The 26,494-nt window shown below is 62.2% G+C and carries 22 protein-coding genes and 2 pseudogenes; 13 read left to right on the forward strand and 11 right to left on the reverse strand.

Annotated features, from left to right (window positions below):
• Window positions 1-530: 530 nt before the first annotated feature.
• Entirely contained in the window at window positions 531-1,190 is a 660-nt protein-coding gene (locus tag ACQR1H_RS31125) for a hypothetical protein (protein ID WP_316181556.1), read from the forward strand.
• Window positions 1,191-1,238: 48 nt separating this feature from the next.
• On the opposite strand, the gene ACQR1H_RS31130 is transcribed toward ACQR1H_RS31125, so the two are convergent.
• Together ACQR1H_RS31130 and ACQR1H_RS31135 are read right to left on the reverse strand one after the other, a co-directional pair.
• Window positions 1,239-2,228 (reverse strand): alpha/beta hydrolase, encoded by a 990-nt coding sequence (locus ACQR1H_RS31130; RefSeq protein WP_434887156.1) that lies wholly within the window; start codon window positions 2,226-2,228, stop codon window positions 1,239-1,241.
• A gap of 12 nt (window positions 2,229-2,240) precedes the next feature.
• The gene (locus ACQR1H_RS31135) at window positions 2,241-3,173 is read right to left on the reverse strand and encodes an MBL fold metallo-hydrolase (protein WP_316181285.1); all 933 of its coding nucleotides are present in this window, start codon (window positions 3,171-3,173) and stop codon (window positions 2,241-2,243) included.
• Window positions 3,174-3,257: 84 nt separating this feature from the next.
• Between ACQR1H_RS31135 and ACQR1H_RS31140 the strand changes: the two genes are divergently transcribed.
• From ACQR1H_RS31140 to ACQR1H_RS31160, 5 genes and pseudogenes are all read left to right on the forward strand, one after another.
• On the forward strand, window positions 3,258-4,211 hold the full coding sequence (locus ACQR1H_RS31140; RefSeq protein WP_316181287.1) for a LysR family transcriptional regulator: 954 nt from the start codon (window positions 3,258-3,260) through the stop codon (window positions 4,209-4,211).
• Between the two features lie 211 nt (window positions 4,212-4,422).
• Window positions 4,423-5,634 (forward strand): molybdopterin molybdotransferase MoeA, encoded by a 1,212-nt coding sequence (locus ACQR1H_RS31145; RefSeq protein WP_316181289.1) that lies wholly within the window; start codon window positions 4,423-4,425, stop codon window positions 5,632-5,634.
• A 205-nt stretch (window positions 5,635-5,839) separates the two neighbouring features.
• Window positions 5,840-6,538 carry a transcriptional repressor LexA gene (lexA, locus tag ACQR1H_RS31150; protein ID WP_006611089.1) on the forward strand — a complete coding sequence of 233 codons (699 nt, stop codon included), beginning with the start codon at window positions 5,840-5,842 and terminating at the stop codon, window positions 6,536-6,538.
• A gap of 290 nt (window positions 6,539-6,828) precedes the next feature.
• Entirely contained in the window at window positions 6,829-7,269 is a 441-nt protein-coding gene (locus ACQR1H_RS31155; protein ID WP_315799749.1) for a hypothetical protein, read from the forward strand.
• Between the two features lie 175 nt (window positions 7,270-7,444).
• A pseudogene (locus ACQR1H_RS31160) lies at window positions 7,445-7,701 on the forward strand (hypothetical protein).
• On the opposite strand, the pseudogene ACQR1H_RS31165 reads toward ACQR1H_RS31160, so the two are convergent.
• The 3 genes and pseudogenes from ACQR1H_RS31165 to ACQR1H_RS31175 form a co-directional block, all read right to left on the reverse strand.
• Window positions 7,656-8,726, reverse strand: a pseudogene (locus tag ACQR1H_RS31165) (ComEC/Rec2 family competence protein); the annotation flags it as partial. The pseudogenes ACQR1H_RS31160 and ACQR1H_RS31165 overlap by 46 nt on opposite strands.
• A 38-nt stretch (window positions 8,727-8,764) precedes the next feature.
• Window positions 8,765-9,850 (reverse strand): tyrosine-type recombinase/integrase, encoded by a 1,086-nt coding sequence (locus ACQR1H_RS31170; RefSeq protein ID WP_434885918.1) that lies wholly within the window; start codon window positions 9,848-9,850, stop codon window positions 8,765-8,767.
• Entirely contained in the window at window positions 9,775-10,086 is a 312-nt protein-coding gene (locus ACQR1H_RS31175; protein WP_434885919.1) for a helix-turn-helix domain-containing protein, read from the reverse strand. Before ACQR1H_RS31175 ends, ACQR1H_RS31170 begins: the two co-directional genes overlap by 76 nt.
• Between ACQR1H_RS31175 and ACQR1H_RS31180 the strand changes: the two genes are divergently transcribed.
• Together ACQR1H_RS31180 and ACQR1H_RS31185 are read left to right on the forward strand one after the other, a co-directional pair.
• Entirely contained in the window at window positions 10,033-10,329 is a 297-nt protein-coding gene (locus tag ACQR1H_RS31180; protein WP_434885920.1) for a hypothetical protein, read from the forward strand. The two genes, ACQR1H_RS31175 and ACQR1H_RS31180, sit on opposite strands and share 54 nt — an antisense overlap.
• Before the next feature lie 280 nt (window positions 10,330-10,609).
• Complete coding sequence (locus ACQR1H_RS31185; RefSeq protein ID WP_434908676.1) at window positions 10,610-10,792, forward strand: hypothetical protein; 183 nt, start codon at window positions 10,610-10,612, stop codon at window positions 10,790-10,792.
• A gap of 27 nt (window positions 10,793-10,819) precedes the next feature.
• On the opposite strand, the gene ACQR1H_RS31190 is transcribed toward ACQR1H_RS31185, so the two are convergent.
• The 6 genes from ACQR1H_RS31190 to ACQR1H_RS31215 form a co-directional block, all read right to left on the reverse strand.
• Window positions 10,820-10,996: a S26 family signal peptidase gene (locus ACQR1H_RS31190; protein ID WP_434885892.1), complete on the reverse strand. Its 177-nt coding sequence runs from the start codon at window positions 10,994-10,996 to the stop codon at window positions 10,820-10,822.
• Between the two features lie 9 nt (window positions 10,997-11,005).
• On the reverse strand, window positions 11,006-11,206 hold the full coding sequence (locus ACQR1H_RS31195; RefSeq protein WP_434885893.1) for a hypothetical protein: 201 nt from the start codon (window positions 11,204-11,206) through the stop codon (window positions 11,006-11,008).
• Window positions 11,207-11,764: 558 nt separating this feature from the next.
• The gene (locus ACQR1H_RS31200) at window positions 11,765-12,475 is read right to left on the reverse strand and encodes a hypothetical protein (RefSeq protein ID WP_434885894.1); all 711 of its coding nucleotides are present in this window, start codon (window positions 12,473-12,475) and stop codon (window positions 11,765-11,767) included.
• Window positions 12,472-13,053, reverse strand: coding sequence for a helix-turn-helix transcriptional regulator (locus ACQR1H_RS31205; protein WP_434896525.1), 582 nt, complete (start codon window positions 13,051-13,053; stop codon window positions 12,472-12,474). The genes ACQR1H_RS31200 and ACQR1H_RS31205 overlap by 4 nt, the downstream gene beginning before the upstream one ends.
• Before the next feature lie 1,036 nt (window positions 13,054-14,089).
• Entirely contained in the window at window positions 14,090-18,847 is a 4,758-nt protein-coding gene (locus ACQR1H_RS31210) for a cytochrome P450 (protein ID WP_434908677.1), read from the reverse strand.
• A gap of 48 nt (window positions 18,848-18,895) precedes the next feature.
• Window positions 18,896-20,665: a hypothetical protein gene (locus ACQR1H_RS31215; RefSeq protein ID WP_434885897.1), complete on the reverse strand. Its 1,770-nt coding sequence runs from the start codon at window positions 20,663-20,665 to the stop codon at window positions 18,896-18,898.
• A gap of 178 nt (window positions 20,666-20,843) precedes the next feature.
• Between ACQR1H_RS31215 and ACQR1H_RS31220 the strand changes: the two genes are divergently transcribed.
• The 5 genes from ACQR1H_RS31220 (at window position 20,844) to ACQR1H_RS31240 (ending at window position 26,344) form a co-directional block, all read left to right on the forward strand.
• Entirely contained in the window at window positions 20,844-22,292 is a 1,449-nt protein-coding gene (locus ACQR1H_RS31220) for a hypothetical protein (protein ID WP_434885898.1), read from the forward strand.
• Window positions 22,267-23,280, forward strand: a complete 1,014-nt coding sequence (locus tag ACQR1H_RS31225) for a hypothetical protein (protein ID WP_434908678.1) — start codon at window positions 22,267-22,269, stop codon at window positions 23,278-23,280. Before ACQR1H_RS31220 ends, ACQR1H_RS31225 begins: the two co-directional genes overlap by 26 nt.
• Window positions 23,277-24,173, forward strand: coding sequence for a peptidoglycan-binding domain-containing protein (locus tag ACQR1H_RS31230; RefSeq protein ID WP_434885900.1), 897 nt, complete (start codon window positions 23,277-23,279; stop codon window positions 24,171-24,173). Before ACQR1H_RS31225 ends, ACQR1H_RS31230 begins: the two co-directional genes overlap by 4 nt.
• Window positions 24,174-24,201: 28 nt before the next feature.
• On the forward strand, window positions 24,202-25,128 hold the full coding sequence (locus ACQR1H_RS31235) for a hypothetical protein (protein ID WP_434885901.1): 927 nt from the start codon (window positions 24,202-24,204) through the stop codon (window positions 25,126-25,128).
• A 118-nt stretch (window positions 25,129-25,246) separates the two neighbouring features.
• Window positions 25,247-26,344, forward strand: coding sequence for a hypothetical protein (locus tag ACQR1H_RS31240; RefSeq protein ID WP_434885902.1), 1,098 nt, complete (start codon window positions 25,247-25,249; stop codon window positions 26,342-26,344).
• Window positions 26,345-26,494: the final 150 nt, after the last annotated feature.

The following is a 26,494-nucleotide window of genomic DNA, read 5'->3' on the forward strand; positions in this document are numbered from 1 at the left end:
AGGCGGTGGCGCGCCTTCGCGCCAGCCTTGAGGCCGGCCGATCACCGGTCTACAAAAAAGACAGTTGCTCCCCGGTGCTCCGGCTTGTTGGCCACCGTCGCCGTCGGGCTCATCATCACCCGCCGGCTTGGCATCAGCGTCGGGATGCCAGGACCACGCGACTTCACGTCCGCGCCATGCCGTCCGTCCACATGCCGAAGCACGCTGCGACACGTCGCGGCCACCGCATCCCGCGCTCCACGTCCGTGACGATCGCGAAGCGCCCCTCCTGTCGAGCACGGGACCAAATCAGCATAGCAGGCTTTTCCGAAAAAGCGAATCCTAAATTCGGCCGCCGGCAACGGCGCCGTCCGGCCCGCCTCCCGGCGCGTCCGCTGGCCGCGGACGGCCCGACCGCCTAAGCTGTCCGCTCCTGCACGCCCGCCGCCCGGAAGAACCGAATGCCCCTCGACATCATCTGTTTGCGTGACCGGCCCGACCTGATCCCGCGCGTGTTCTCGCCCGAGCTCGATGGTCTTTGGCCCCCCTTCATGCGTCAGGACCGGACCGCAATGTTGTACTTCGACCCGCCCGTGTTCGACCACTATTTGGACTGCGCCTATGCGGCGCTGGCCGGTAACGAGGTGGTCGGACGCGGCTTCGCCATTCCCTTCGCCTTTGGCATCGAGGGCCGCCGGACGCTGCCGGATGCGGGCTGGGACGAGGTGATCCGCTGGGGTCACGAGGATCGCCTGCTGGGGCGGCAGCCGACGACGATGAGCGCGCTCGAGATCGCGCTGCTGCCGAAGGCGCGCGTGCCCGGCAGCTCGCTCGCCATGCTGGCGGCGCTGAAGGACGGCGCGCGCGCAAAAGGCTTTGCCGAGCTGTACGCGCCGGTGCGGCCGAACCAGAAGCATCTGGTGCCGCGGACGCCGATGCGCGCTTATCTCGATCAGCGGCGCGAAGACGGCCAGCTCGCGGATTCCTGGCTGCGCACGCACATCCGCATCGGCGGCGAGATCGTCAAGATCGCGCCGTGCTCGATGACCATCGTCGGCACGCTCGCCGAGTGGTCGCAATGGACCGGCGTGACCTTCGATCGATCGGGTGAGATCGAGATCCCCTGTGCTCTCGTGCCTGTGCTCGCGTCGGTCGCGCACGACCATGCCGCCTATGTCGAGCCGAATGTCTGGATTCGACATCCGCTCTAACAGACCGCACGAAAGCCGTCCGCCCGTTGCAGATCGTCCGCGCCATGATCAACGCGCCGGCACGGCGCGTTCGTCGAGAAATCCGATCACTGCATCGAACGCCTGCTGTCGATTCCGTTCCATCAGGACCATGTGCGTGCCCTGGCCGATCTCGACCAGGCGCTTGTACGGCGCGCTCGCGAGTCGAACGAACAGGTCGTGCGCCATCTCGAAGCTGACATCCACATCCCATTCCGCCGAGAGCAGGAGAACCGGGCAGTTGATGCTGCCGGGATCATAGGTCGGCCTGGCCGCGGTCCAATGCGCGCGGACGTCCTGTACCGCGCCCGAGGGCGCGCGGATCGCGTCGGGGTACGGCGAGTCCGGATCGGTCGCGAGCGTCGCCTGCGCCCAGGTCTCGAACCAGCCGTCCGGAATCAGCTTGTCCCGCGCGTGCTCCGGAGCGGCGCCGCGCCATGCCGCCTCGAACGCGCGCGGGGTGACGATCCGATAGGCGCCGAGCGGTCCGCCGGCGTCGATGCGCAGCGGCTCGCTCGACAGCCAGAGCGGCGTCACCAGGATCAGCTTCTCGAGCTTCGCGTTCGCCGCGCTCGCGAACATGCCGGCGATCGTGGCGCCCCAGGACATGCCGAGCACATTGACGCGCGGGATATCGCGATGCCGGCGGATGAAATCCACTGCGGCAGAGAAATCGTCCACGGCGGTCCACGCATTGGCCAATGGAGAACCTTCCTCTGGCGCGCGCGACATCTCCGGCGGCCGGCTGGAGCCGCCGTAGCCGCGCGCGTCGACGGCCCAGACGTCGTAGCCGGCCTGCGCCAGCACATCCATGAAGGAGGCGCCATCGACCGCGACGTCGAACAGGCTCGCAGACGAAAAGGTGGCGCCGTGCATCATCACCAGCGTGCGCTCGGCCGAGAAGCGTTGCAGGTCGTGCCGGCGCTTGTTGATGAGCTGAAGCTGGACGTCGGACACCGGACCTTCGATCAGGCGGCGCTCGGAAACGATGCGCGAGGAGAACGTTGCATTATCGATCATGGCCATCTCGGATCAGGCGAAGTGCCAGGCAAACCGGTCGCCGTCGCGGCTGACGCGCCCGGCCGAGGACTCGGCGAAATGGGTGGTGAACACGAGGGAGCCGGTCTCCGCGGCATGGTTCATCGCCCATAGCCGTGAGGTCCGCGCCGCCTCCGGGAATTCGCAATAGACCGAATTCCAGTCCGGATGCGCGACCTGCATCGGATGATGCAGCACATCGCCCCAGAACAGCGCGCGCTCGCCACGCGAGCTGAAGCTGATGCAGGCGTGATCGATGCTGTGACCGGGGCTCGGCACAAAACGGAAGCCGTCGACGACCTCGCTGCCATCGACCGTGATCTCGCGCGCGAGGCCGGCCTCGACGATCGGCAGCACGCTGTCTTCGTAGACCCCCGGCATCGGTGGATGCAGCATGGGTCCGAGCCCGGCCGCGTCCCTGATCGCGGCGTTCGAGCCGTCGCCAGCCGAGAGGGCGGCGACATAGGCGCGCTCTCGGCCCGAGAAAACGTGCCGGGCGTTCGGAAACACCGGCATCCAGCGGCCATCGGCAAGCTGCGTATTCCAGCCCACGTGATCCGCATGCAAATGCGTCATCAGGACGAGGTCGACATCGTCGGGGGCGACGCCGGCCGCCCGCAATCGGTCGAGGAACGGCTCGTTCAGGCGATGCAGAACGGCCGCGCCGGGCCGCTCCTTGTCGTTGCCGGTGGCCGTGTCGATCAGCACCACGCGCTCCGGCGTCCGCACCAGCCAGCTATGGATGCTCAGGCGCAGCGATCCCGTGCGCGGATCGACCGATCCCGGCCCGAAACGGCCGCGTTCGCGGGCAATGCTGGCGGCGTCCACGCCTGGAAACAGAAACTCGCCCTCGACCGCATCGAGACCGATCTCGAAAATCCTGCTGATGGTGGCGTCCCCGACGCGATAGGTCGTGATGTCCTGCATGTTTGGCGGCCTCGATCCGAACGGTGATCTTGTCTGGGCCGAGATCTACGATTAGGTCATGCATTCCTCAAATCGATCCAACTCATGCAGTCCATCGATCATTTCGATCTTCGCTCCTTCGACCTCAATCTGCTGGTCGCGTTCGACGCGCTGATGCAGGAGCGCAGCGTGACACGCGCGGCGGCGCGCCTGAAGGTGGGGCAGCCGGCGATGAGCCATTCGCTGTCGACGCTTCGCGTGCTGCTGCAGGATGAGCTGTTCGTCCGCGTCGGCACGATCATGCAGCCGACCCCCAAGGCTGCGGTGCTGGCCGGACCGGTTCGGGCGGCGCTGGCCCAGATGCAGGCTGCGTTGCACGCCGCACCGGAGTTCGACCCAGCGACCGAGCAGCGCACCATCCGCTTGGGATTCTCGAGCGAGGTCGAGCTGCTGCTGATCCCCGAACTCACGGCGGAGCTGCGTCGAACGGCGCCCGGCGTGCGGCTTCTCAGCCGTCCGACCGAACGCAACGAGGTGCATCGTCTGCTCGACGAGGGCGCCTTGGATGTCGGCGTCGGCTGCTTCGAGGCGGTGGCGCTGCGGCACCGATCCCAGTTCCTGTTCGAGCAGGCGCTGAGCTGCGTCTACAATCCAAAGCGCATCGCGATGAAAACACCGATCGGCCTGGATGCCTATCTGTCGCTTCCGCACGCACTGGTGACGCTGACCAACAGCCTGCAGGGCTGCCTGGAGGCGGCGCTGGATGAGATCGGCACCGAGCTCAACGTGGTCTCGGCCTCCTCGGATTTCCTCAGCGTGCTGGCGACGGTGGCCGCGTCACCGGTGATCACCACGATCCCGACCCGGATGGCAAGGCTCTACGGACCCCGGTTTGGGCTGGCGCTCTGTCCGGCGCCGTTGAAGTTGCGGCTGCCGGCGGTCTCGATGGTCTGGCCGCTGCAGCTCGATCGTGACGCGGCATCGGTCTGGCTGCGGAACATGGTGGCGGACATCCTGCACACCACCGAGCGCGCCGCCTGTCGCGCGGCTGCCGGATAGCTCCGTCGGGACTCCGTGTGCACGTGAGCAGATCGCGACTGCCCCCCGGCATGATTGCAGAGTCTCTCGCGCGATCGTGAGGCGGCGGGCCACGCGACGCACCTTCAGACGATCGGAAAGCCGGGAGCGGCTTAGGCTCTTGGCCACCCCGTGCGCGTTCGGTTAGAAGGCGATTCAGTCGATCTGCCCGTCTTCGTCCGAAGGTAATCCCATGGCCCTGATGCCGGTCTCCGATGCGTTGTCCGCGGTGCTCGCCGGCACCGAGCCGCTGGCTGAGGAAATGGTCGGGCTGGACGAGGCCTATCACCGCATCCTGGCCCGCGACCTCGCGGCGCTGCGGACGCAGCCGCCCGAGGCGATGTCGGCGATGGATGGCTATGCGGTGCGCGCGGCCGACGCAGCCAAGGCCAAGGCGCGGCTGAAGGTGATCGGCGAGGTCGCGGCGGGACGGCCGTTCGATCGCGTGGTCGGGCCCGGCGAGGCGGCGCGGATCTTCACCGGCGGCGTTGTCCCCGCAGGCGCCGACGCGGTGGTGATCCAGGAGGACACGATCGCCGAGGACGGCCATGTCGTGATCACCGAGGCCGCGATCACAGGCCGGCACATCCGGCCGGCCGGCGTCGACTTCCACCAGGGCATGGTGCTGCTGAAGGCCGGGCGCCGGCTCAGCGACCGCGACCTATCCCTGGCGGCCAGCATGAATCATCCGGCGCTGCCGGTGCGGCGGCGGCCGAAGGTGGCGCTGCTCGCCACCGGCGACGAGCTGGTGATGCCGGGCTCGACGCCCGGCCCGGGGCAGATCGTCTATTCCAACGGCTACGCGCTGCGGGCGCTGGTGCGCAGCGAGGGCGCGACGCCGATCGATCTCGGCATCGCCGCGGATACGATGGCGGCGACGGTCGCTGGAATCCGGCGCGCCCGCGCGGCAGAGGCCGACGTCCTGATCACGACCGGCGGCGCCTCGGTCGGCGATCACGACCTGGTCAAGCAGGCGCTGGAGGCCGAGGGCGTCGAAATGGCGTTCTGGAAGATCGCGATGCGGCCGGGCAAGCCGATGATGCACGGACGGCTCGGCGACATCAGGGTGATCGGACTGCCCGGCAATCCGGTGTCGTCCTATGTCTGCGCCATCCTGTTCATGGTGCCGCTGATTCGGCGCCTGCTCGGCCGCGACGAGGCCGTGATGCCGCGCGAGACCGCCCTGCTCGGCCGCGAGTTGGGGGCGAACGATTCGCGCGAGGACTATCTGCGGGCGCAGCTCGAGGAGCGCGCCGACGGCACGCTGGTAGCCACCCCAGTGAGCCAGCAGGATTCGTCGCTGCTCGGGAACCTCGCGCTGTCGCAGGCGCTGGTGATCCGGCCGGCGTTTGCGCCGAAGGCGCCTGCCGGCAGCCCGTGCGAGATCCTGCGCCTGCCGAACTGAGCCGCTTCCCCGGTAAAGCCCGGTCCGTTCATCATATTTTTAGGATTGCGGAACACACATCGAACATATAGTGTCCGTTCATGATTTGTTTTTAGTATGTTGCGGGCGACGCGATGACGGTCCGACTCCAGGGCGCTCTCAGCCGGCTTGTGCTCAAGGCGCAGCTCCTGGACTCGGACAACAACAAACCGGGGACCAGGTCGAAATGCTGACGCGCAAACAGTACGAACTTCTGCGGTTCATCAACGAGCGGCTCAAGGAAGCCGGCGTGCCGCCGTCCTTCGACGAGATGAAGGATGCGCTCGATCTGCGTTCGAAGTCCGGCATTCATCGCCTGATCACGGCGCTCGAGGAGCGTGGCTTCATCCGCCGGCTGCCGAATCGCGCCCGCGCGATCGAGGTGATCAAGCTGCCCGAGCTGTCGCAGGCCGCGGGCAACCGTCGCGGCTTCACGCCGTCGGTGATCGAAGGCAATCTCGGCAAGGTGCGCACCAGCACTCCCGCGCTAGACGATGGCGAGCGCCCTGTCGCGGTGCCGGTGATGGGCCGCATCGCCGCCGGTACCCCGATCGAGGCGCTGCAGACGCGCAGCCACACCATCAGCGTGCCTGCCGACATGCTCGGCAACGGCGATCACTATGCGCTCGAGGTGCGCGGCGACTCGATGGTCGATGCCGGCATCCTCGACGGTGACATGGCGCTGATCCAGCGCAACGAGACCGCCGACACCGGCGACATCGTGGTGGCGCTGATCGACGATGAGGAAGCGACCTTGAAGCGCTTCCGCCGCCGCGGCGCATCGATCGCGCTCGAGCCGGCCAACACCGCCTACGAGGTGCGCATCCTGCCGCCGAACCGGGTGAAGATCCAAGGCAAGCTGGTCGGGCTGTACCGCAAGTACTGATCGCGAATGGGATCGGTCGATCGGCGGCGGGCGCACGCGCTGTCGCCGCCGAGCGAGAAGCCAGCCAAGCTGGAAGCAGCCAGCAAAATACGCCACACGCGAATGCACTTCATGATGTGCAGCGCGGCATGCTCAAACGCTTGTGATCGGCCGCGGGCACACGCGATGCAGATCAGCGCAGAATTGCCGCGAAGCGCGCGCTAACATCACCATCGATGTCCACTCTGATAGAGGCCTGCGCCTGTCCGGGGGGAGCGTGGGTCGGCTATCTCTCAACGAGGAGCGATCCGATGTGTGACTACAGCCTCCATGCGGTTGCGTCCCGTCCCGCCAAGGTCGGCGAGACGTTGATCTCGATGACCTTCCGTGGCACCGCCACCCGCGGCTTCGCGTTGGAGAGCGAGCCGACCGTCGCAGTCTGCATGCTGCCCGGCACCGAGTTGGCCTTCGCCGAGGACGTCCGCTACGACAGCCGCTGGCTCTGGACCCGGACGATCCGCGAGCGCGTCGCGAAGTTCAACAGCATCGAGACGCACATTCCCGATCGCCATCACGACGCGATCGAGTTCGCCGACGGCCGCCACGTGCTGGTGACCCAGCTCTGCGAGGGCCAGCGCGTCACCGTGCTGCAATTGCCGGTCAGCAAGCAGCCGGCAGAGCGCCGCCCGGACATCGCCGAGGACGTGCCGACGTCGCAGGCCACACCGATTCGCCGCATCAGCATCACCTGAGGGTCTGCGCGTCGGCATTTCTGTCGGTCGTGAGCGCGCTTTCGAAGGTGGGAGACTTGGTCAACTTGGGTTCTGCAAGCGCAAAGTCCTCTCGGGCGAATCTCACGCCCCGGCATCGCATCGGATAGGAACGACATCCCTCGGCCGGCATTGTTTGCCGGGGGAGCTTGCTGCCGTGGTCAACAAGATCGATTGGAACAAGGCCGGCCGATCACCGAGCCCGGCCGCTATATGCTTGCGTTCGGATGGCTGACGGTCACGGCTGATGACGTCGCCATCTGGCAACGCTATCCGGGTGCTGCGTTCACGCTGGTCGAAGGGCCCTCGCTGTTCGATGGACCAGACGACACCGAGTATCATCTCGGCACCTTCGAGCTGCCCGGCGCTCAATCCTGCTCGCCCTGCTCCGTCTCCGGCGGCGTCGCGTCCTGAAGCCGCGCGGCCGGCGCACGCGGCGTCAGCGTCGTGTCGAACTCGCCGGCCTCGGCGGGCGCCGGCCACCATGGGCGGTCGGTGCCGCCGGCACGCGCCGGCGTCACGGCGAAGCCTATGCCCTGCTGCACCAGCAACAAGGCGCCCTGCTGCCGCAGCCGCTCGCGATCGATCACGGCCGCCGCGCAGGATGACGGCGCGGCGCGCGCGGTGACGATCAGCGCGACACGGGCGCAATCGTCGGCGAGCGCCTCAGCGCGCAAGGTCATGGCGGCGAAGCGGCCGTCGGCCATCGCGACCACGCAGCCCGCCTCGTCGCAGGAGACGCCATCGGCGAGCGAGGCGTCCGCCGGCAGCCGGGCATCGGCGTCGGCCGCGAGCCACTCCTTGGTGGCGAACACATCCTTGCCGGCGCGCATCACATGCAGGCGTCCGTCACGGCCGCGCACCGCCACCGCGCGCCCATCGCCGGCGACCAGGACGTCGGGCAGCGGCGTCGCGGCCGCCCAGGCGGTGGCGGCCAAAAGCCCCATGGCGCCCAACCAGCGCAGCGGTGTGCGCAGCAGGCCGATCAGGATGACGCCCAGGCTGGCCAGGATCAGCGGGCCGATGCCGAAGGCCGGGATGCGCCCGACCGCGCCCGGCAGCGCCGCCACCCAGCGCGTCACCGCGATCATCCAGTCGATGCCGAGGCCCATCAGCGACCACCAGACGCCATCCAGGCCGAACGGCGCCGCCAGCAAGCCCATCAGGCCGGCCGGCATCACCAGCGCCGAGACCACCGGCATCGCCGCGAGATTGGCGAGCACGCCATAGGGCGTCACGCGATGGAAATGGAAGGCGGCATAGGGCGTGGTCGCGAGCCCGGCGATCAGCGAGGCCAGCAGCAGCATCGCGAGCTCGCGCCCGCCCCACAGCGCGACGCGCTGCGTCGTGGAGCTGTCCGGCGTCGCGAACAGCCTGGGCAGGCCGAACTGCACCAGCGCGACCAGGCCGAGCGTTGCCGCGAACGACATCTGGAAGCTCGTGGCCGAATTTCTTATCCAGCAAGATATTCAACGACTTAACTAGCCTTACGCTTGGCAGTCTGGGACTTTTTCCGGGACTTTGCCACCGCTTCCACAGCGCTGGCTACGTCCTCGTCGAGGACGTGCGCGTAACGCAGGGTGCTCTTGATATCCCGATGGTTCAGGGCCTTTTGCACGAGCTTGAGGTTGCCCGTCTCGCGCAGCAGCTTGGTCCCGAAGTCATGCCGGTAGTCGTGGAAGCGGAAGTCCTCCACGCCGGCCTTGGAGCGCATGGCCTGCCAAGCGCTCTTGGCGCCGCTGATCGTGAGCGGATAACGATGGCCGCGCACCCGGCCGAGCCCCTTGTGGCCGTAAACGGCCACGTACGTGAATACGAATTCTGGGTGCAGACCCTGCAGAGGGAACAGGATTTCCCGGATCGTGTCAGTGATCGGGAACACCACGCGGCGACCGCCCTTCCCGATCCGCACGATCTGCTTGGTCCCGAAGTTCACCTCCGACCACCGGAGCGTAATGCACTCCTTCTGGCGCAGCCCGCTGGCCGCCACGAACCCAAAGAACGGCACGTAGTCGTCGCGCATGGCGTCATCCAAGGCAGTAGCCTCGTCGTCCTGCAGCTCACGGACGCGCTCCTCGGGCTCCGGCAGTAACAAGTCGGTCCAGACCGGCTCGTTCTTGAACTCGGCGCCCTCCGCCTTCGCGAACGAAAAGAGCCGCTGCAGCACCTTAGTCGTTGATCGGTTGACGGTGGCGTTGGAGATCAGCGGCAAGGCGTCACGCTGTTCCTTGGTAAGCTTGCCGCGCCGGGATACGCGATGCCCGCGACGCCATGCCACCAGCTTCTTGGCGGCCGTATGATCGATCTCGGTGAGCGGCTTGGCCTTGCCGAAGTAGTCCACCAGCCGCGCTAGGTTCGTCTCTGTGGCGTCTGGAGCGGCATCGTATTGGCCCTGCTCGTTCCAGAGCCGATCGGCAACGTCATCGATCAGCAGCGAAGCCGCCGATCGCTTCATGGCCTTGACCAGCTCTTTGGCCTTCTCGCGCTCTACGGCTTCGAAGCGTTCTGCTTCTTTGCGAGTCTTGCATTCCGTTGAGCCGTAAAACCGATGGCCACGGAGCACAAAGTCGAATTGGTAGTACGGACTTTTCTTGACCTTGAAGACGGACACGGAGCTTCCTCGCGCGCACGGCTAGCCTCGATGAACTCATTCAAATCCGCCTCAGTAAAGCGGTAGCGTGGGCGCTTTCTGCCGCGACCGATGTTAACGTATCGCAAGCGGCCGTCATCGACGAGCGCCCGGACGTGATCGACAGAAGCACCGAGCCGCTTCGCTGCTTCTCTGAGATCGAACAACATCCACGACGCATCCCAAAGCTTAACATCGTCACCTTGCAGCGCGCAACCGGCTGTATGCTCAAGGCCGCGGACAAAAGCAGCGCGATGATGCTCGCAATGTCCGAGCTGCTGCAATCCGCGGAATTCGCGGGTCAAGCGACTGACCAGAGCACAAGCCGTTGTCGTTGGCGCGGCGAGGCTCTTTTCGTTCCTCTACCCGTCGCCACTCCATCGACAGCTCGCTCGAACGAAAAACACGATTAAGCGCAGAACGGAAGTCGGAAAGTCGAGCCGTCGTAGTGGAGCGTAGAAATACTTGCTCCGGCCGGTTGGCGCGCATAGCCGACGTGGCCCAAAGCCACGAGCCGGCCGAAAGGCAAAGGATATCCGCTACGGCTCCTGGGCGTATGATGACCGACCGGTTCCTGCCTGGGCGTTTATCGGATATGGATATCAGCCGTGGAGGACGTTGTACTGGGTCTTCGGCCTAACGCTCCTAGGTGCGGCCGTTCTCCGCTTCACGGGAGAGGGACCTAAGAACTAGATGCCGATCGGTCTGGCTTTCAGCTTCGATATGTTGCTTCCGATTATCCGTTTGCGCGAGAAACACTACACGGACGTCGACCTGCGGCCGGGTGTGGCTCAGTATTATTTCTACGGTCACAAAATCATGGGCTACGTCCTCGCCTCGTTCGTGATTGCAGCGCTTGCGGCCCTTATGAAATAGACCCTGCGGAAGATCATTGGCTGCCCGTCAACAACAGGGAGCTGGGGTCGGCTGCTCGCGGGTCCCCGCTCCCGGCGGCTTTCCGATCCAGATCGGATGCGCGACGCCTAGAATATCGCGGCGTGAAACCGGCCCGAAATACCGGCTGTCGAACGAATGAGGATGCGGCCCTAGTAGAACGAATTCGCCCTCGATCAGGATCATGCAGCCTTCCTAGGATGGAAGAGGCCGTCCCTTACGATCCGTCACAAGGACGTTTGCCACCATCTTGCCGTTGAAAGAGATGGTGCCTGCCGCTCTGGAGCGGTAGACTTCATCACCGCCGATCGCAGCGATCTCTTTCACCAATGGCATCGAACCCAGAAGGATTCCGCGTGAGGCGATCATCAACTCGATCGTTGGCGGCAGCAACACCAGCGCGATCTCGCTCGCAAGCGAATCCAGTCGAAGCAGAGTGGCGCGCTGTCCGAGACGTTGTAGACGATGAGCGCCTTGCGAACTCGGTTGCGACCGGCGTTGCGGCGAATGCCGCCGCGATCGTCGCCAGCACAATGATTTGCAACCGCGAGCGGGCTGATTTAACCAGCATCGGAGGTCGACCTCCGCCTGCTCGCCTGGGAGTAATCGACGAGATCCTCGATCTGATAGCGGACGTAGCTGCCGTGCTTGCCGTACATCGGCCCCGGTGCCCTGGACCCTCATGTTTTCCAGCGTGTTCTTGGTGAGCCGGAGCTGTCATCGTCCTGCCCGGCGGCCCGGCCGAACGACAGGGATCGAACCTGTGACCGCACCATGTCAAGGTAATCCGGAACACGAATTCTCGCGCAAAATCAAAGCGGAAGAGCCAGTATCCAACTCGGCCCACGTCCCCGCAAGCAATATCACACCAAACGTTCCGACGGGCACTATCCGCAGCTTTTTCCGAGTGCTCCGCATGTCCTTCATAGATCACTCCCTTAGGGCGCTGCCGACCTAGAAGTTGCCGCCATTGGAATTTTGAATTAGCTCGGAAATATCGTCATGGACAGCAATTCGCTCCATCGCCTCCAAAAGTTCGACCCATTCACTCGTCGGTAATGCACCAGAACAATGCCATCGATTAGCCGAAAAGGGTTCTGCCGCCTTTCGCTCAATCCAAAAATCGGAAAGTAGCGTGTTGTTAGCGAGTGTGAAGGGATCGCCTCGCCATTGCAATCGAAGAAGATTCACGTCCTGAGTAAATTCGTATCGGCTCTTCGCCCGCTCACCCAAGAGCGCCTGCAGCCGCTTCCATCCTCGAAATATGTTCTCGAACTCGGGCGCGAATTCGACTGTGACTTGGCTGAGGAACACGTGTTTTGGTGGCCGAATAAATGGCTTGAATCCAAGATCCGCTTGCGCCCAATTCACGATTTCATCCGAGACCAGCTTGGCGTCATCAGTGTTTGAGCAATCGACAGAAAACCCATCACTGTAGGTTTCGAGCCTTTGTATGGCAATCAAGATGTCGCCAATTACCACCGAGCCATCACCAAACTTCGCAACACTGTCGGGTGGCAACGGAAGCGGCGGCTTGATCTGAAACTGGAATCGATCGGCGATCGCAGAGGCCAATATCGCGGGACTTATGCCATGCACTGGTCGAATTTCTTCCCACGAGAAAAGCTTGAGACACCGACCAATGACCGAAGCGATCAACCTCATGCGGCGACTCCCTCTAATGCTGCGCTACCCTTCATTACACGCTCGCCAAGAATTGATGCTCGCTGGAAAGAAACATCTGTGTTAGCTGCGGCCGACGTCGGCGCACTACTTCCTAACCCGCGTCCCTGCAGCGCCGCTGAACTCGCATGAGCATTGGCCGAAGAACTCGATCCTTCTGTCATGCGCTGTCGGAGTTCAAGGAGTCGATTCGCATCGAAACTTCGCTTGCGAAGTGCGCTAGGTGACACATTAGACATGCGAGACAGCCAATCCTCCCACTCCACAAACTGCACGAGTAGCGGCAGATCGAACGCTACTGCAATTTCTAAGCAAGATTGCAGACTGAGCTTTCCGTAATCAGGGTCTTCCAGACGAGAAATAACGCTTTGTGTCTTGTTCGACGCTTTGGCCAAATCCGCCTGGTTCCAGCGCCGCTGCTCTCTCAATGCGCGAATTTGAAAAGCAATATAGGATCGAACCTGATCCATCATGTACTCGTGGCGAAACTCCTCGTCTGATAGCTCTCGAACGAGTTCGTTACTCCAAGGGCAACCAGAACGGGTGACTTCGCTTAGCATCGCCTTCGATTTCCTTTTTTCTGGTTTCGGCTATACTGGCAGCCCCCTTAGGGACAAACCGTCCGCCCTTCTCGATCGCGCAAAGTACGATGGTGAAGACCATCGACGCGCTGAAAAATCCTAAAGGCCGATGCTCGACGCTATCGGCGTTGAAGCGAATCTCTCCAAGTTCGTATCCATGAAGAAGGTCAAAGGGCTCACGCTTCCAACCCGATCTGGGCGTTTGAGCTAGAAATCGTATTCGCGAAAGGAACTTCGCGCGGCATCGTGCCGTCTGGTTATCGTGCCACTTACGAACTTCATCGACACCACGCTCTGAAACATAAGTCCTGATCGTCCAAAGGACCGGCATTTGAATATCGCATTTTTGTGATTCGGCCACAAGCAGCCTGAGGTGGCGCCAATCGCAATTTTGCGATATTGTGAACGAGTCAATAACAACCCGGAATTGCTTAAATATTACGAGCCTAGCGGGGCTTGGCAATAAAGCGCTTGTCTCCAGCTCTGCTCGTTAAGAAGCACGGTGATCCCTGGAGATCCGCGATAGCCCTTGGACAGGGCCTGTCGGGAAAGTAGTGATAGACTGATCGGCCACGGCTGGAATTGGAGCCTCTCATGCCCGGTACGCCGCCCGACCATCCAATGTGCGCTTGCTCAAGGGGAAGTCCCGGCACGCGCCCAGCGCGGTGCCTGCCGAGCCTACATGTGACAAGGAATGCCTCCGCCGCCAACCCATCTGAGCGCCTATGCTCAGAAGGAGTGGCGCGACATTGCACCCGAGCTGCATCGGCTCAACCTGCTGACCGTTCTCGACGTCGGCCAGCTCGTTGCCTTATTACTGCGCCGCTGGGTCCCGGCATTTAACGTCGTTCCGCTATGGTGCGGCCGTTCTCGACGCCACCAGTCTTGTCAGGGCTCAACCGGGATTGCTGGCGTATGAATGGTCCGTGCCAGATGCCGCGCGCGACGGCGACAGAGGGCAGCGCAGGGTTCCTCGAACACACCGAAAAGGCCAATTGCCACATCGAGGCGAACTTCAAAGGCCATTGACGGTCGCGTCTTGATTGGTTGCGGTGTTCGCCCGATCGGTATTGCAGCTGTCGGAGATGGCCGCCTCGCCACTGACCGCGACCGCACTATGCCCTCGTTTCGCGCCGGCCAGGTCGGCAAGGTGCCTGAGCGCCGAGCGGCTGGGCAGGAAGAAATATCCTCCGGCGCGCACCGTAACGAAGTTTTGCATATCGCCGAGCCGAACCGGGCCGGAGACGGTCGGAATGGTGAACGAGCTCTCTTTCGAATGCCAGGCAACGAGCGGATCGGGCTCATTTCTCAATCCGTGGAATGAGGGCGAGCCCACCCACGTCTGCTGCACGAACTCGAACTGCCGATCCAGGTCTGCACACAGGCAGGTAAACAGCAGGCCCTTCTCGACCTTGTCATCCGTCGGTTTCGGTCGGTAGGTGTAGGTTCTTCCACGCCTCAACAACCGATGACGATTTGTGATCGCTTGCTGAGAAGGATCGTCCGGCTGCATGCTGTCGCGGGGATTGGCCCGGCGGATATGTGCACCAAACGGACAACTCAGGCCCTGGGGATCGTCTATCCCGTAGTTGAAATCGTTGTAGGACATTTCCTTGCTCTTCGCGCCGAACGGTCCCTTGCTCGCTTCCGGACGCTCGACCAGCGGTGTCCCGTTCGGCCATCGCCCCATCATTTTCGCCGCGATCCATTCGGCGGTCACGGGGGTGCCCGTGGCCTCGTCTAGGTTCGGGTAGTCATCCTGAACCTGCAGCACCTTTGCATCGAGGAACTTCTTGAATCCCTCGACATCCTGTTCGAGCTGCCGAATCACAAGGAAACTTCCATTGCGGCCAAAATCGCGCGCGGCCGTGTTGGCTCCCTCGAATGACGGGAAACGGCTTGGAATCTCCTGCAGGACGACCGGAAGCCGTTTGCCCGGATCTGATTCCGCACGAACCGAGGCAGTCGGTGGATAATAACCCTGGTTGTTGCGATAGCCGAGGATGAATTCGCCTGGCTCAAGGACATCGCGGGCCGGCGGACGGTTCAAGAACCGCTTCGTTCCGCGGATGACCGGTTGGGAGATGCCGTCGCGGAAACCAAAATGCTCGAACTTGAGCAGATCACGCTTCTTTTGCGCCTCGCTCTTCTCGAATTCGGTAGGGCTGTGACCTGGCACGTCGTGCCCTTTATAATCATCACTGTCGTCGCCCTTCACCACTTCGAGGGCGGCGCTGCCGTCGCGATAGACAATTCGCTCGGTCAAGGGCTCGGTTACGATCGTATGGAGCAGGACACGGCTCCGGTCGCCCAGCGAATCGAGATGGCAATCCAGTATGTCGTCACACTGCTTACGATCCTTGCCGTAGATGAGCAGGATGGCGTCGGCCGCCTTTCCCGCCCCGCCATCGCCCGTCCCTTGACCATCAATCTCGGCGTCCCGCCAATGCCATCGTAGCGATGGCGACACTTCGTCGTCGCCGAGGCCGCGCCCGCGGTTGGCCATACCCATGTTGAACGCGGCCGAAAACGTCGCCAATCCGTCCTGCTTGTCCGGTCCGCTCAGGCCAAGCTTTGCAAGGCCTTGCGCGGTGAAAGCGACGAATGCGGCGCTACGGGTTTTCTCCACATTGGCCGGGAACATGTGATCGCCAAACGTGATTGCGCACGAAGCGGGTGCGTCGTCGATCAGTTCCGGCACGAGACTCTCGAGCCAGTCGGCGCGAGCATTTCGACCGTCCTCGTCGTCGTCAGGCAGCCTTATCAACGCATAGTTCACGCAGTACAGGTGCCGCTGGGCGCTGAAGACCAGCGATTGGACCTCGTTGCTCTCGATCGAATAGTCCGGTCGAGGGATCGAGCCAAAGCAGTCTAGCCATGCACGCGCCTTCTCTTCGGTCATGGCGCGTGCGAGCCCGTCACGGATCAGCGCGTTGTTGCGAATCTGGTCGGTCGTCAGTTTGGGAAACCGGCTATACCAGAACGGCGCCAGCACCTGCTGGCGCCGCACCCAACGCTTGAAGCGGTCGCCGTCCTGCGCGCCACCGTAGATCAGGAACTTCGTGCGAGGGAATCCGACCCCGTTGCTCCAGGCCGCGGTCTGCCCCTGATGAGCCTTCATGATGAAATCTTCAAGATAGCTTTCCCAGCTACCGTCATAGTTCGCCTGGAAGATCAATTTCTCCTGGCCCGGCAGGCGGAACCATTTTGCATAGTGGATGGTGCCCATGTTCAGCACGAAGCCCGGACGGAACCAATGCAGCACCATCTGCTTGATGACCCAAAGTGACAGCGCCAGGGTCAGTCGCCTGAACCAACCGCGTTTCAGCTCGGTGACCGCCATGAAATGGTTGTGCGCGAACCCTGGTGGGTCTTCGACGCGCGCGACCTTGCGAACCGCCTGCAACGGCGGATCCTTGTCGTCGGGAACGTCATGGAGGTCGTGATAGTGGAGCAGCGCGACGAAGCCGGCCGCGACGATGCCGACCAGCAGGGCCGTGCCGGCGATGCCGCCGGTCGTCGCGAGCAACAATCGGCCGGGAAGGCCAAGCCAGGTCGGGCCGACTGCCCGGGATATTGCGACCGACAGCAGCAAATCGACCACGGCAAGGACAACGGCAAAGCAGAAGAACGTCGGCGACCGAATGAACGCGAAAACCGCATCGCCCTTGGTGCGTGGTGTCCAGTCCGAGATCTTCAACCGGTTGCGGCTCGGTACGATCAGATAATCGGCAAACTCCGCCTCGCGTCCCCCCCATCCCTCCGGATTGCGGAAGTTGGTGGCGCGTTCGCTCATGTCCGCCGGGCGCCGAACGAAATCGCGGACATAAGTCAACGCCTGCATTGCGAGGCTTCCGTAACGGGCGTGAAACGCCATCGACGAATCGAGCGCCGCCCTTGCGAAGGCCGCGAGCTTGTCCTGCATGTCGATGTCGGCCACCGAAAATTCGGACGTGCCCGCGAAGTTGAGTCCGATCGTTCCCCATGGACGGGTTTGCAGGTCGCGCTTGTAACGATTGAGCACCGTTTCCAGCGGCACTTTTCCGAGCGGCGTGTTCTCGAAGATCGCCGTCAGGCTTCCGCCGGCGGCAATGTCAGCCGCGGCAACGGAAGCAATGGCGGCTTCCAGCGATCCGTCGACGTTCATCTCGAGCAGCAGCATCGGACACGGTGACGCCGCATCGCCGGCTTCGATCAGTGCGAGCGATGCGAAATGAACGATGTTGGTCTCATCCAGTTGCTTGCGCAAATTGCCCTCAGCGGGGTTGCCGAGCGTGCCGATTTTCGCCTCGATGGCTTCTCGATATGCGCCGTCTGCAAGCGGCGCGCAGATCGTCACCATCGTCTGCGTGCCGGGCGCCAGGGCCGGAGCAAAATCCATGTCCAGCCAGCGCGGAAATGGCCCAACCCATTTGATGCCGCCCCACCAGCCCCAGTTAGTCTTGCGGCGCCGCAGATTATCCTGCGACAGCAAGACCATGAACAACTCGGTGATTTGCTCGATAGCAAGATACTTGCCCAGGCACTCGTGAATGCCGGTGCCAAACAGGAGATCCGACGATGGCGCCGGGCGATCCGGGTTGAACCAGCCGGGAGATTTGATCTCACGGCCGTCGCGCAGCGCCGACATCGTCGAGACGACCACGGTCGCGCCCGCGGGGACCGAACGGCGAAACACTCCCTTGCCGACCTTGGACTTCTCCTTCGCATATCGCCACTGCCCCGGCGCGAGAGCCGGATTCAGGCGTGCAGCTTCGAGCAAGATGGCCCGCAACGCGTGCCGTTCCGGATGCTTCAGTTTGCCGATCCTCTGCTCGTCCTGTTCATCGGCCTTGCGGGCCGCACGCGCTCTTTGCATGGCGTCCTGCATCGCGAAGGGCCGGCGCAGCAATTCCTGCAGGATCTTGCCCGCAGCCAGGGTATTGGTCGGAATGAATCCGGTTATCAGGCCGACCAGGACGGCGCAGATTTTCTCGTCGGTGACGGCGGCCGGGTCCTTCCGCTGCAGCAGGATCAGCCTGCCAAGGATGGTATCGGAGGTATCGGCCGACGCACTCTTTGCTTTGATGTCGGCAATGGAATTGGCGATTACGAGGCGGATGCGCGCCGCGCCATTGAGCGCCAGACGCCGCGTAGCCCGGTCGCCGGTCGGGTCGGCGAACAGCAACGCCGAAATCGACATCGCCCATTCGGCAAACGCGTCGGGATCCTCGACCTTCAATCCGAAATATTCGATGCAGGTCTCAGTGGCGATCCGCGTAATGTAATCCTTCATCACGTCGATCCGTCCGGCGGACGAACGGATCAGCGCCTTGGCAAACCGGTTGCTGAGCCGGGCGACCAGTTCGGCATCCTCCCTGCGGACGGCGACACGCAGCACCTCGTCCTTCGTATCTAGGACGCTTTTGATGATCTCTCGCTGTTTGGCGTGAGGCTCTCCTTCGAGGCCAAGAACGAAGTTCTCGCCACCGGCGAGCTTCGTCATCTCCGGCCCAAACGGCACTTCGAACATTTCCGGCTGCGTCAGTACCTTGCGGACGTCTTCAGCGCGCGTGACGATGACGAAGGAGCCGATCCTGGCGACAGGCCAGAACGTGCGGAGCAGAAACAGTGCAGGCGGAAGCATGGCACCGATCAGCCAGACCTTGAAGCGGTGACGCCAGCTGTCTGCGCCGATCTCATCGAGATTGAAGGGCGGAAAGCGAAGGCCATCCTCCTGCGGATCTTCAGCTTGGGCCTGCTCGATGGCAGCGTAATATTTGGACTTCAACATCGGCCCCCCGACGACTTTTCAAGTACGAATGAACGAATATGATGCGCATCATGCGTTTGCGCCCTGGTCGTCGTTCGTCAGCCAGCCAACCGGGCTGTCCGGAACGCGCTTCAGGCCTTCCAGAAAATGATCGTTCCAGCGGCGGTCGACGAACGGCAGCCAGTCAATGTAGCGACGGGAAAAGTTCGGCTTCACGCGCAACAACTCTCTCAATGCGTCGCGCGCGGCGTCCAGTTCGCCTGCTCTCGACATCGCATTGATCCGGATCATGTGCGCATACCAATAGGCCGGACGGCGGGCGATGGCGTGGTGCGCATGCTCGATCGCGTCGCTCCAGCGGTCGAGCAGCGTGAAGGAAAGCGCAAGCTCGGCAAGCGTGTAGAAATCGTGAAGGTCGTTGGAGTTCAGGCGCAACGCGGCGTGAAGGTGCGGCAGCGCCTGCTCCGGCTCGGCCGAAAGGTTGAAGCTTCCCCCCAGATGTGCGCGCGCGAGCGCAAGGCTGGGGTTCAGCGCGATCGCGCGCTGCAGCAGCTCTCGCGCGGCGATCGGATGCCGCAGCCACATTTCGGCGATCCCGGCAAGCATGTAACCCCGGCCGTCGTCACGATCGGCATAGATTGCCTCCTGCGCGAGCTTTCTCATTTGCAGGATGCGCTCTTCGGCCTGGCGTTCGGCCCAAATCGCCCAGCCCATTGCGAATGTCGACTGGATCAGGGCTTCCGAGGAATGCGGGTCGAGCTCGCGGGCCTCGGCAAACAGCTTCTGCGCCATTTCCGAGTCGGCGCGCGTCAGCCGGTTCAGATGCCAGCGCCCGCGCCAGATCAGCTCGCTGACCGAAAGGCTATCGTGCCGCTTGCTTCGCGTGCGGACCTGTTCGGCATGATCGATGCGGGTCTCCAGATGCGCAACCAGCTCGGTCACGAATTGCGCGAACGCATCCATCGAGGTGAGCGACTTAAGTTCAAAGCGCTGGGTCCACACCGTATGCCCGCTGGACGCATCGACCAGGCTGGCGGCGATCAGATACGCATCGCGGTCGCGGCGGACGCGACCTTCCAGAAGGTACCGGGCACCGAGACTCTTGCTGATGAGCTTGCGATCGGCGTCATCCGGAAATGAAAAGCTGGAATTGCGCGCAATCACCGGCAGCCAGCGGATGCGGGACAGGCGGTCGATCAGCTCTTCGCTTATGCCCTCCGCCAGATAGTCATATTGCGCGTCGCCGGTCATGTTGAGAAACGGCATCACGGCAAGCGCCGAACTGCCCTCGAACCCGATCGGCAGCTGCGAGGTGTCGACGATATGGGCAGGCAGCGGCGCGGCCGCGGTCGGACCGTCCATGCGGGGATTGGCCGCAGGGAGCGTTTCGCGCCGGTCGCGCGCCGCTCGCGCGAGCGCGTTTCTCTGTTCCCGCAGCCATTCCTCGAAGCTGTCCTCGCCGGCGATATCGAGGCCTTCGAGGAATTCGCTGGCGAGAGCCTTCTCCGGCTCGTGCCAGACGTCGACGTCGATCAGGTCGAGGCGGAGCCTGACCCGGTCGCGCTCGCAGATCAGAATCTCGCTGGAATCGCGGTTGAGGAGCTTTCGCAGGTTCGATAGCTCGCGCCTCAGGCTGCCACGGCCTTCGGTGTGCTGGCGTTTGCCCCAAAGCTTGTCCTGCAGCCAGCCGCGCGTGCGCTCGCCGTCCCTGGTCATGGCGAGCATTGCCACCACCGCAACCCCCTTCTTGCTGGGGATTTCTATGCGCTCACCTTCCGGTCTCAAAAGCCGGAAGGGTCCCAAAAGGCCCAGCGAAAACCTCTTAGCCGCCGACATCATTGCCGAATTCGTCCTCACGCCCAAGGCGAGGATAGCATTTTTCACACCTCCATCACGTTTTTTTCACGAGGCAGGAACCCTTTGCTCGCGATTTGCGAACGGATGAGGGGAACAGTCGGGTCCAACTGAAGCGATCCGGAGCCCGAGGGTCTGGGTCGATACAACAGGGGAGCATGAGATGCGTTTACTTTCGCGATTTCTTCCGCGCTTATTGTCAACTTCCATCCTTGGCCTGATCATTTCCAGCCCTACGCACGCAGCCTATCCCATCATCGATGGGGTTGCCGGGTTGCCGTATCCCGAGCTCATTACCGTCTACCCTGATGACTCCGATCCAAATCTCTACTACTTCGTTCCGACCAGTCTGTCATTCGTCTATGAGAAGAAGGCGGATGGCACGCTCCGGCCGCGACTGGGCGTCCAGTATTGGGGCATCACCGGTCCGGACATCGATGGCGCAGGAGGCAATTTCGCATTCTCGGTTCAGCCGACGATCGATAAGGCCAAGGTCGATGCCGTCGTCACGGAATTGAAGAAGGTCAAGCCGAACGCAAAATTTGCCTATCCGGCGCTCGTCTCCAGCAAGATGGAGCTGATCATCAATGGGCAGTTGGTCGCCGACCATCAAGACAAGTCCTCGCCGACGTCTACGACGGGTGGGACGGTCGATGCCACGCAGGGATTTGCAATCGGTCTGTCGCGGCTGGGAGCCCGCGTATTCGCGCAAGGCGCCGCGGCGGACAGCGATGTCTTTGCGGCAAGGTACACCTACAAATTCACGGGCATCGCCAAGCGTCTGCATGCCAAGATCACCATCTACGACAGGCGGGTCTACGATCACTTCAAGGCATCCTCCAGCGGTTCATGGTGGGGCGGCTTCGTCAAGGCGGCCTGGGCGGCCGACTGGCAGAAGCTGACGACCGATGGCTCAATCAAGCTCGAATACCTGGAAGGCGGCGACACCGACACCGACAATTACATGCTCGAGGTCTTCAAGACGATCGTCAATGCGCGCGTGGGTCAGGAGGGCATGTTCAAGCCGGAACTGAAGGCGGGCGGCGTGCCGAATGCAGAAGCGCAAACGCTCGGTTTTGGATTCTCCGCCAGCGCCGGGTGGGAACACTTGGAGGAAACGCACAACTTCGCGTTCGAAATCAATAAGGCGAAGCTCGAGGACAGGGAATTCAACATCGGGCTCTCGTTCAACGCCGTCTGCGCCAAGTACCCCGACAGCTTCGCCGACATCACCAAGCCACCGGGCAAATGCGTCGACAAGAACAACTTCGGGACGACCGTCAAGGAAATCGCATCCTGCATCAAGAACAAGCTGGCGTTCTTCAAGGGTCTGCTGGATCAGGGGCTGATCAATCAGGCGACTTACGACGCCAAATCGGCAAAGGTTCTCGACGAGCCCTGTTACAAGGACGATGTCGGTCCGAACGCCGTGCAGGATATCGCGGCCGCATTTGCCCCGGTCCTCCAGGGGCTCAACGACGGTCAACTTTCCAGGGCCGACGCGGACCTGATTATTTCCCGGTGGATGGACCGGCCAAGCGCAATCGCGACGCCCGAGATTCGCGATTCGATCAAGGGGCTGACCAATGTCATCATCAACGGTCGTTCGTAAACTGGCTTTGGTTCTGGTGCTTGCGGGAGCGGCCGCCGCCAGCGGCGTCCGCTCCGCCAGGTCGGCCATTCTCGTCAAGATCGATGGCCTGCCATATGCCGAAACCTACGACACGTTTCTGGTTGCGACTGACGTGGCGGGGCTGGCCAATCCGCGGCTTGGCATTGTCCCGAAGGTCCTGGAGTTTGAGCGGGACGCGGTGTCGGGACGACCGAAGTTCGGAGTGCAGTATGATCTGTCCGTCGGCAACACGTCTCCCTTCGTATCGCTGACGGCCTCGCTGCGCTATCGCCAGGACCAAACGGAAATCCGATCGGTCCTGACCGCGGCCGAAACGAAACTCGGCATGGGCAGCGGGACCCTGCAGCCGGCTTCACTCAATGCGTTCACCACCAAGATCTCGTTCTTCGTCAAGCTTGCTGACGGCTCCCTGAAGACCCAGGACCTCTCGCCGTCTCCGAGCGCGCTAAATGCGACCTATCCTGTTGTCGTCGACCTTTCATTTCTCGCGAAGCCGCAATTGAAGGACTTGCTCGCCGGTGCGGCTCCCGCAGGTGGCTTCGTCGGCGAGATCGAGGCCGCGACGCCGGCTTTCGAGCGCAAGAACGATGGCGGCGACTGGGAAAATGTAATCGGCTGGGCAGTCGCGTCCAAGGTGCTATCGATTCGAGACCTGACGTTTCCCGGCAACGACCTGGCGAAATCTCGCGTCGACATCAGGTTGGCCATTGCATTGGCTCTTGGCGCGCCTTCGATCGTTTCCACCGGCTCCAGCTATGTATTCGGCTGGGACACGACGCTTCCGGCTCACAAGGCAAAGCTGCAGAAGCTGGTTGACGATGCGAAATCCAGCGGAGCTTTGACCAAGATAGCCGACAAATATCGAAACGGCAGCGTCATGCCGCTCACGGACCTCTGTTCATCCTTCGGAGGTCAGATTGTTGACATCTCTACCGGTTCGCCGGGCTGTTCAGGATTGGCACCATGAAAATCAAGGCAACATTCCTTCTGGCATTGCTGGGTCAAGCGACGTCGGGCGCCGTGCTCGCAGCCGAGCCGCCTGCCGCCATGATGGATTTCGACCGGCAAATGTCGTTCAGCCGTCCGATGTTCGTGTCGGTATTCCGCGGCTACAACGACGATCACACCTATTACGTGTTGCCGAATTCGGTCACGCTCAAGGAGGCTAATGGAGGAGTTCCAGAGCTTTCCCTGGTCTATGAAAGTATCAAGCAGAGACGGAACGCGTTGCTGTCCGTCAAGGGGACCGTGGCCTATGGCCGGGATTATGCCGAGGCGCTCGACGAAATAAAGAGCATGGATCCCCAGGCCCGGTTTGCAATGCCGCAACCCTATTCATTCCAGTTCAGATTGATGACTCCATCCAGCGACGGCCAAGGCGCCGTCATCGAAGGAAGCAAGATCGGTTCGGCCGGTCAGTTTGAATTGATCGCCCGCGTTTCCGACATCACGTCCCGGATATTGCTCCTTCCCAACTCGTACAAATTCGAGTTCATGTCTGTTGTCTACGCGCCCACCTATCGAGGCATCGTCAGGGACGACGATGGCACGGTAAAGATCCGTGACAGGAGCTTTGAGGTCGGCGTCGTCAGCAACGGCGGTTGCGCCTTCAATCCCGACACCTATGTCGGATGGCCAAGCAACCGCTCCGGCTGCATGTTTCCGAAATATGATCCCGTCCTGGTGCGCGGACTGCAGAAGAACTTGCACCGCCTCGGACTCTACAAGTCCGGGATCGACGGCATTTATGGCCCGGCGACGGGCCAAGCCATTCGAAGCTTCCAGAAGTCGAAGACCCTCCCGGAGGACGGAATCCCAAGCGCGCAATTGCTGGCACTGTTGTCGGAAGCTGCCGCCTGATCTGAGGCAGCGCAGAAGTGGGGAAGTCATGGCCAATGGTGGAACGAGCAGAACCGAAGGTTGGCGGGCGCATGCCTTCCGGACGGCAGGGCTGGGTTTTCTCATTGTGCAGTTGGCCCTGATTCCCGGGTCTAGAAGCGCGGCGGCACAGCCAACAGTCAGCAACTATGCGGACCTTCCCGAACTGCCGGGGCCGTTCTCGGAGCTGGAGGACATGCCGCCGTCCTTGAAACAAGCTCCGATAATGAAGACGCCGACGGGTGATCTTGTTGTCCTTCCAACCACGCTGAGGTTGTACCCGGATGAAAGCGGGCTCCATCTCGAATACAACTTGCTGTCGGCTGCGGGCGCAATGCCGGGGCCGCCGGCTCGGCTCGAGCTTTTCGTTCAGACAACCGTCGATCACCTTGCCTCGATTCTCGCTGACGTCGCGAAGGCGTATCCACTGGCGAAAGTGGGCCGGCCGAAGCTAACGCGACCGATCACGGCGGAATTGGGCGTTGCCGGCCCATTCAGCAATGGTCACAGGGAATCGATTTTGGCGCTGGGACTGGATTTCTCCGTCAGCGACATTGCATTTGTGACGTTCGAGCCCACTCAGCTTTTCATGCGGTTGCCATTCAACGACGGCCCCGATCTGCTTTTCGTCAGGGTTGCCTACGAAATTCCCTACGGGAACGGGGGCAAGCAATATGCGATTGCGACGTCTTTCTCACCCAACTGTCGCACGTCACCGGGGTCATTTCTCGATTTGATGTACGCCAGATATGGCTGTCCGGATGCTGAATCGTGGAAGTTTGCTTCCCCCAACTCGCTGTTGAACGAACTCGTGGCCGACTGTGTCGCGAAAGCTGACGTTCCGTCCTCGATGCCGGAAGCAGTTCTCAGCCGCTTGAAGGAATGGCGGAGAAAGAATTGCGTCATAACCCTGTTCTCGGGTCGCCGCCCGGGCTAGTCGCCCGCGTGCTGGGGGTTGATTGGTCCCCCCGCCCCTGACACGAAGCGTAGCTGTTGCTTACCGAAGTATCTCTGATTGGCCTCCATCATCAACACAAACATTCCAGGAGTTGAAGATGCTCTGTAAGATGCGAAGCGAAGTCGTCACTCCGATCTCGGCGAACCTCCTGGTTGCCGGCGTTCTGGCGATCTCATCGGGCCATGCTGTTGCCGCAGACCATAATTTCATTGTCGAAGCCTTCCCCGATGCGGTTCAGGCCTCGATCGAAATCCACCAAAAGCAGATTGCTGCAGCCGCCCAGGGGGTGACGTCGCTGCCGAATTATCTGATTGTCCCCACACTAAATCGATGGCAGCCCGCCAGCACCGTCAAGGTTGCGTTCAGCGGAGGCGACAACGACCTCAGGTCCAGGATCGAGCGCACCGCAAACGAATGGACCAAGCCGGGCGTTGCGAACATCAAGTTCCAGTTTCGCCAGCCAAATGGATCGTTCCTGGAATGGTCTGAGAAGGATCAGCACTACAGCGCCGATATTCGTGTCGCATTCAACTCGGGCGACAGAGGCGGATACTGGTCTCATGTCGGGCGAAACAGCGTCAATGGCGATCTCGTCGGTGGTCGTCCGAACGAGGGCTCCCTCAACCTGGATTCCTTCGACAAGGCCCTGCCAGGCGATTGGCAGGCAGTCGTGATCCACGAATTCGGGCATGCGCTCGGATTTCAGCATGAGCATCAGAATCCGGTTGGCGGATGCGATTTCCGCTTCGAAGACGATGCCGGTTATATCCCGACCAAGAATGCGGAAGGCTGGTACGTCGTCGACGTAAACGGCCGGCGACCCGGCCTGTACACCTATCTCGGCGGCTACAAGAACTACTGGCCCAGGACGAAGGTCGACGCCAATCTGCGTGCCATTCCGGTCTCGTCCGCATACCTGGTGGGGCAGTTCGACAAGTTTTCGATAATGAAGTACGTCTTCAGCGCATTCATGTTCGTGAGCGGCGAAAATAGTCCTTGTTACACGAGCTCTGAAAACCTGACCCTGAGCGACCAGGATAAGGATGGCGCCAGACAAGCCTACCCGTCCGCGCCCGCAGCTGTTGCCAGCGCTGTCTCGCAGAAGAAGACGTTGTTGAACGAGATCCTTGCGAGCCCGCAAATCTCTGCGCCCTTCCAGGCCAACGTGCGCTCTCAACTCGACCTGCTGAAATAGAGAAATAGAGGAGATAGCGCGTCGGTCGGGGAACACCCGAAGCCGGTGCGAGCGTACGTTTGGCGGCGGCTTGAGGCCATCGTTGCAGCGTGGCTTCCCAGAGCGCAAACGTCCGCTCGACATTTGCAATTCAAGGGAGAGAAGCCGCCC

This window comes from Bradyrhizobium sp. HKCCYLRH2015, assembly GCF_051168215.1.
Taxonomy (GTDB): Bacteria; Pseudomonadota; Alphaproteobacteria; order Rhizobiales; family Xanthobacteraceae; genus Bradyrhizobium.

What these genes read in the sequence shown, in the direction of transcription:
- ACQR1H_RS31125 (WP_316181556.1), top strand. Translation starts at nt 531, where the DNA reads ATGCGTCAGGACCGGACCGCAATGTTGTACTTCGACCCGCCCGTGTTC.
- ACQR1H_RS31130 (WP_434887156.1), bottom strand. Translation starts at nt 2,228, where the DNA reads ATGATCGATAATGCAACGTTCTCCTCGCGCATCGTTTCCGAGCGCCGC.
- ACQR1H_RS31135 (WP_316181285.1), bottom strand. Translation starts at nt 3,173, where the DNA reads ATGCAGGACATCACGACCTATCGCGTCGGGGACGCCACCATCAGCAGG.
- ACQR1H_RS31140 (WP_316181287.1), top strand. Translation starts at nt 3,258, where the DNA reads ATGCAGTCCATCGATCATTTCGATCTTCGCTCCTTCGACCTCAATCTG.
- ACQR1H_RS31145 (WP_316181289.1), top strand. Translation starts at nt 4,423, where the DNA reads ATGGCCCTGATGCCGGTCTCCGATGCGTTGTCCGCGGTGCTCGCCGGC.
- lexA (WP_006611089.1), top strand. Translation starts at nt 5,840, where the DNA reads ATGCTGACGCGCAAACAGTACGAACTTCTGCGGTTCATCAACGAGCGG.
- ACQR1H_RS31155 (WP_315799749.1), top strand. Translation starts at nt 6,829, where the DNA reads ATGTGTGACTACAGCCTCCATGCGGTTGCGTCCCGTCCCGCCAAGGTC.
- ACQR1H_RS31175 (WP_434885919.1), bottom strand. Translation starts at nt 10,086, where the DNA reads ATGTTGTTCGATCTCAGAGAAGCAGCGAAGCGGCTCGGTGCTTCTGTC.
- ACQR1H_RS31185 (WP_434908676.1), top strand. Translation starts at nt 10,610, where the DNA reads ATGCCGATCGGTCTGGCTTTCAGCTTCGATATGTTGCTTCCGATTATC.
- ACQR1H_RS31190 (WP_434885892.1), bottom strand. Translation starts at nt 10,996, where the DNA reads ATGATCCTGATCGAGGGCGAATTCGTTCTACTAGGGCCGCATCCTCAT.
- ACQR1H_RS31200 (WP_434885894.1), bottom strand. Translation starts at nt 12,475, where the DNA reads ATGAGGTTGATCGCTTCGGTCATTGGTCGGTGTCTCAAGCTTTTCTCG.
- ACQR1H_RS31205 (WP_434896525.1), bottom strand. Translation starts at nt 13,053, where the DNA reads ATGCTAAGCGAAGTCACCCGTTCTGGTTGCCCTTGGAGTAACGAACTC.
- ACQR1H_RS31210 (WP_434908677.1), bottom strand. Translation starts at nt 18,847, where the DNA reads ATGTTGAAGTCCAAATATTACGCTGCCATCGAGCAGGCCCAAGCTGAA.
- ACQR1H_RS31215 (WP_434885897.1), bottom strand. Translation starts at nt 20,665, where the DNA reads ATGATGTCGGCGGCTAAGAGGTTTTCGCTGGGCCTTTTGGGACCCTTC.
- ACQR1H_RS31220 (WP_434885898.1), top strand. Translation starts at nt 20,844, where the DNA reads ATGCGTTTACTTTCGCGATTTCTTCCGCGCTTATTGTCAACTTCCATC.
- ACQR1H_RS31225 (WP_434908678.1), top strand. Translation starts at nt 22,267, where the DNA reads ATGTCATCATCAACGGTCGTTCGTAAACTGGCTTTGGTTCTGGTGCTT.
- ACQR1H_RS31230 (WP_434885900.1), top strand. Translation starts at nt 23,277, where the DNA reads ATGAAAATCAAGGCAACATTCCTTCTGGCATTGCTGGGTCAAGCGACG.
- ACQR1H_RS31235 (WP_434885901.1), top strand. Translation starts at nt 24,202, where the DNA reads ATGGCCAATGGTGGAACGAGCAGAACCGAAGGTTGGCGGGCGCATGCC.
- ACQR1H_RS31240 (WP_434885902.1), top strand. Translation starts at nt 25,247, where the DNA reads ATGCTCTGTAAGATGCGAAGCGAAGTCGTCACTCCGATCTCGGCGAAC.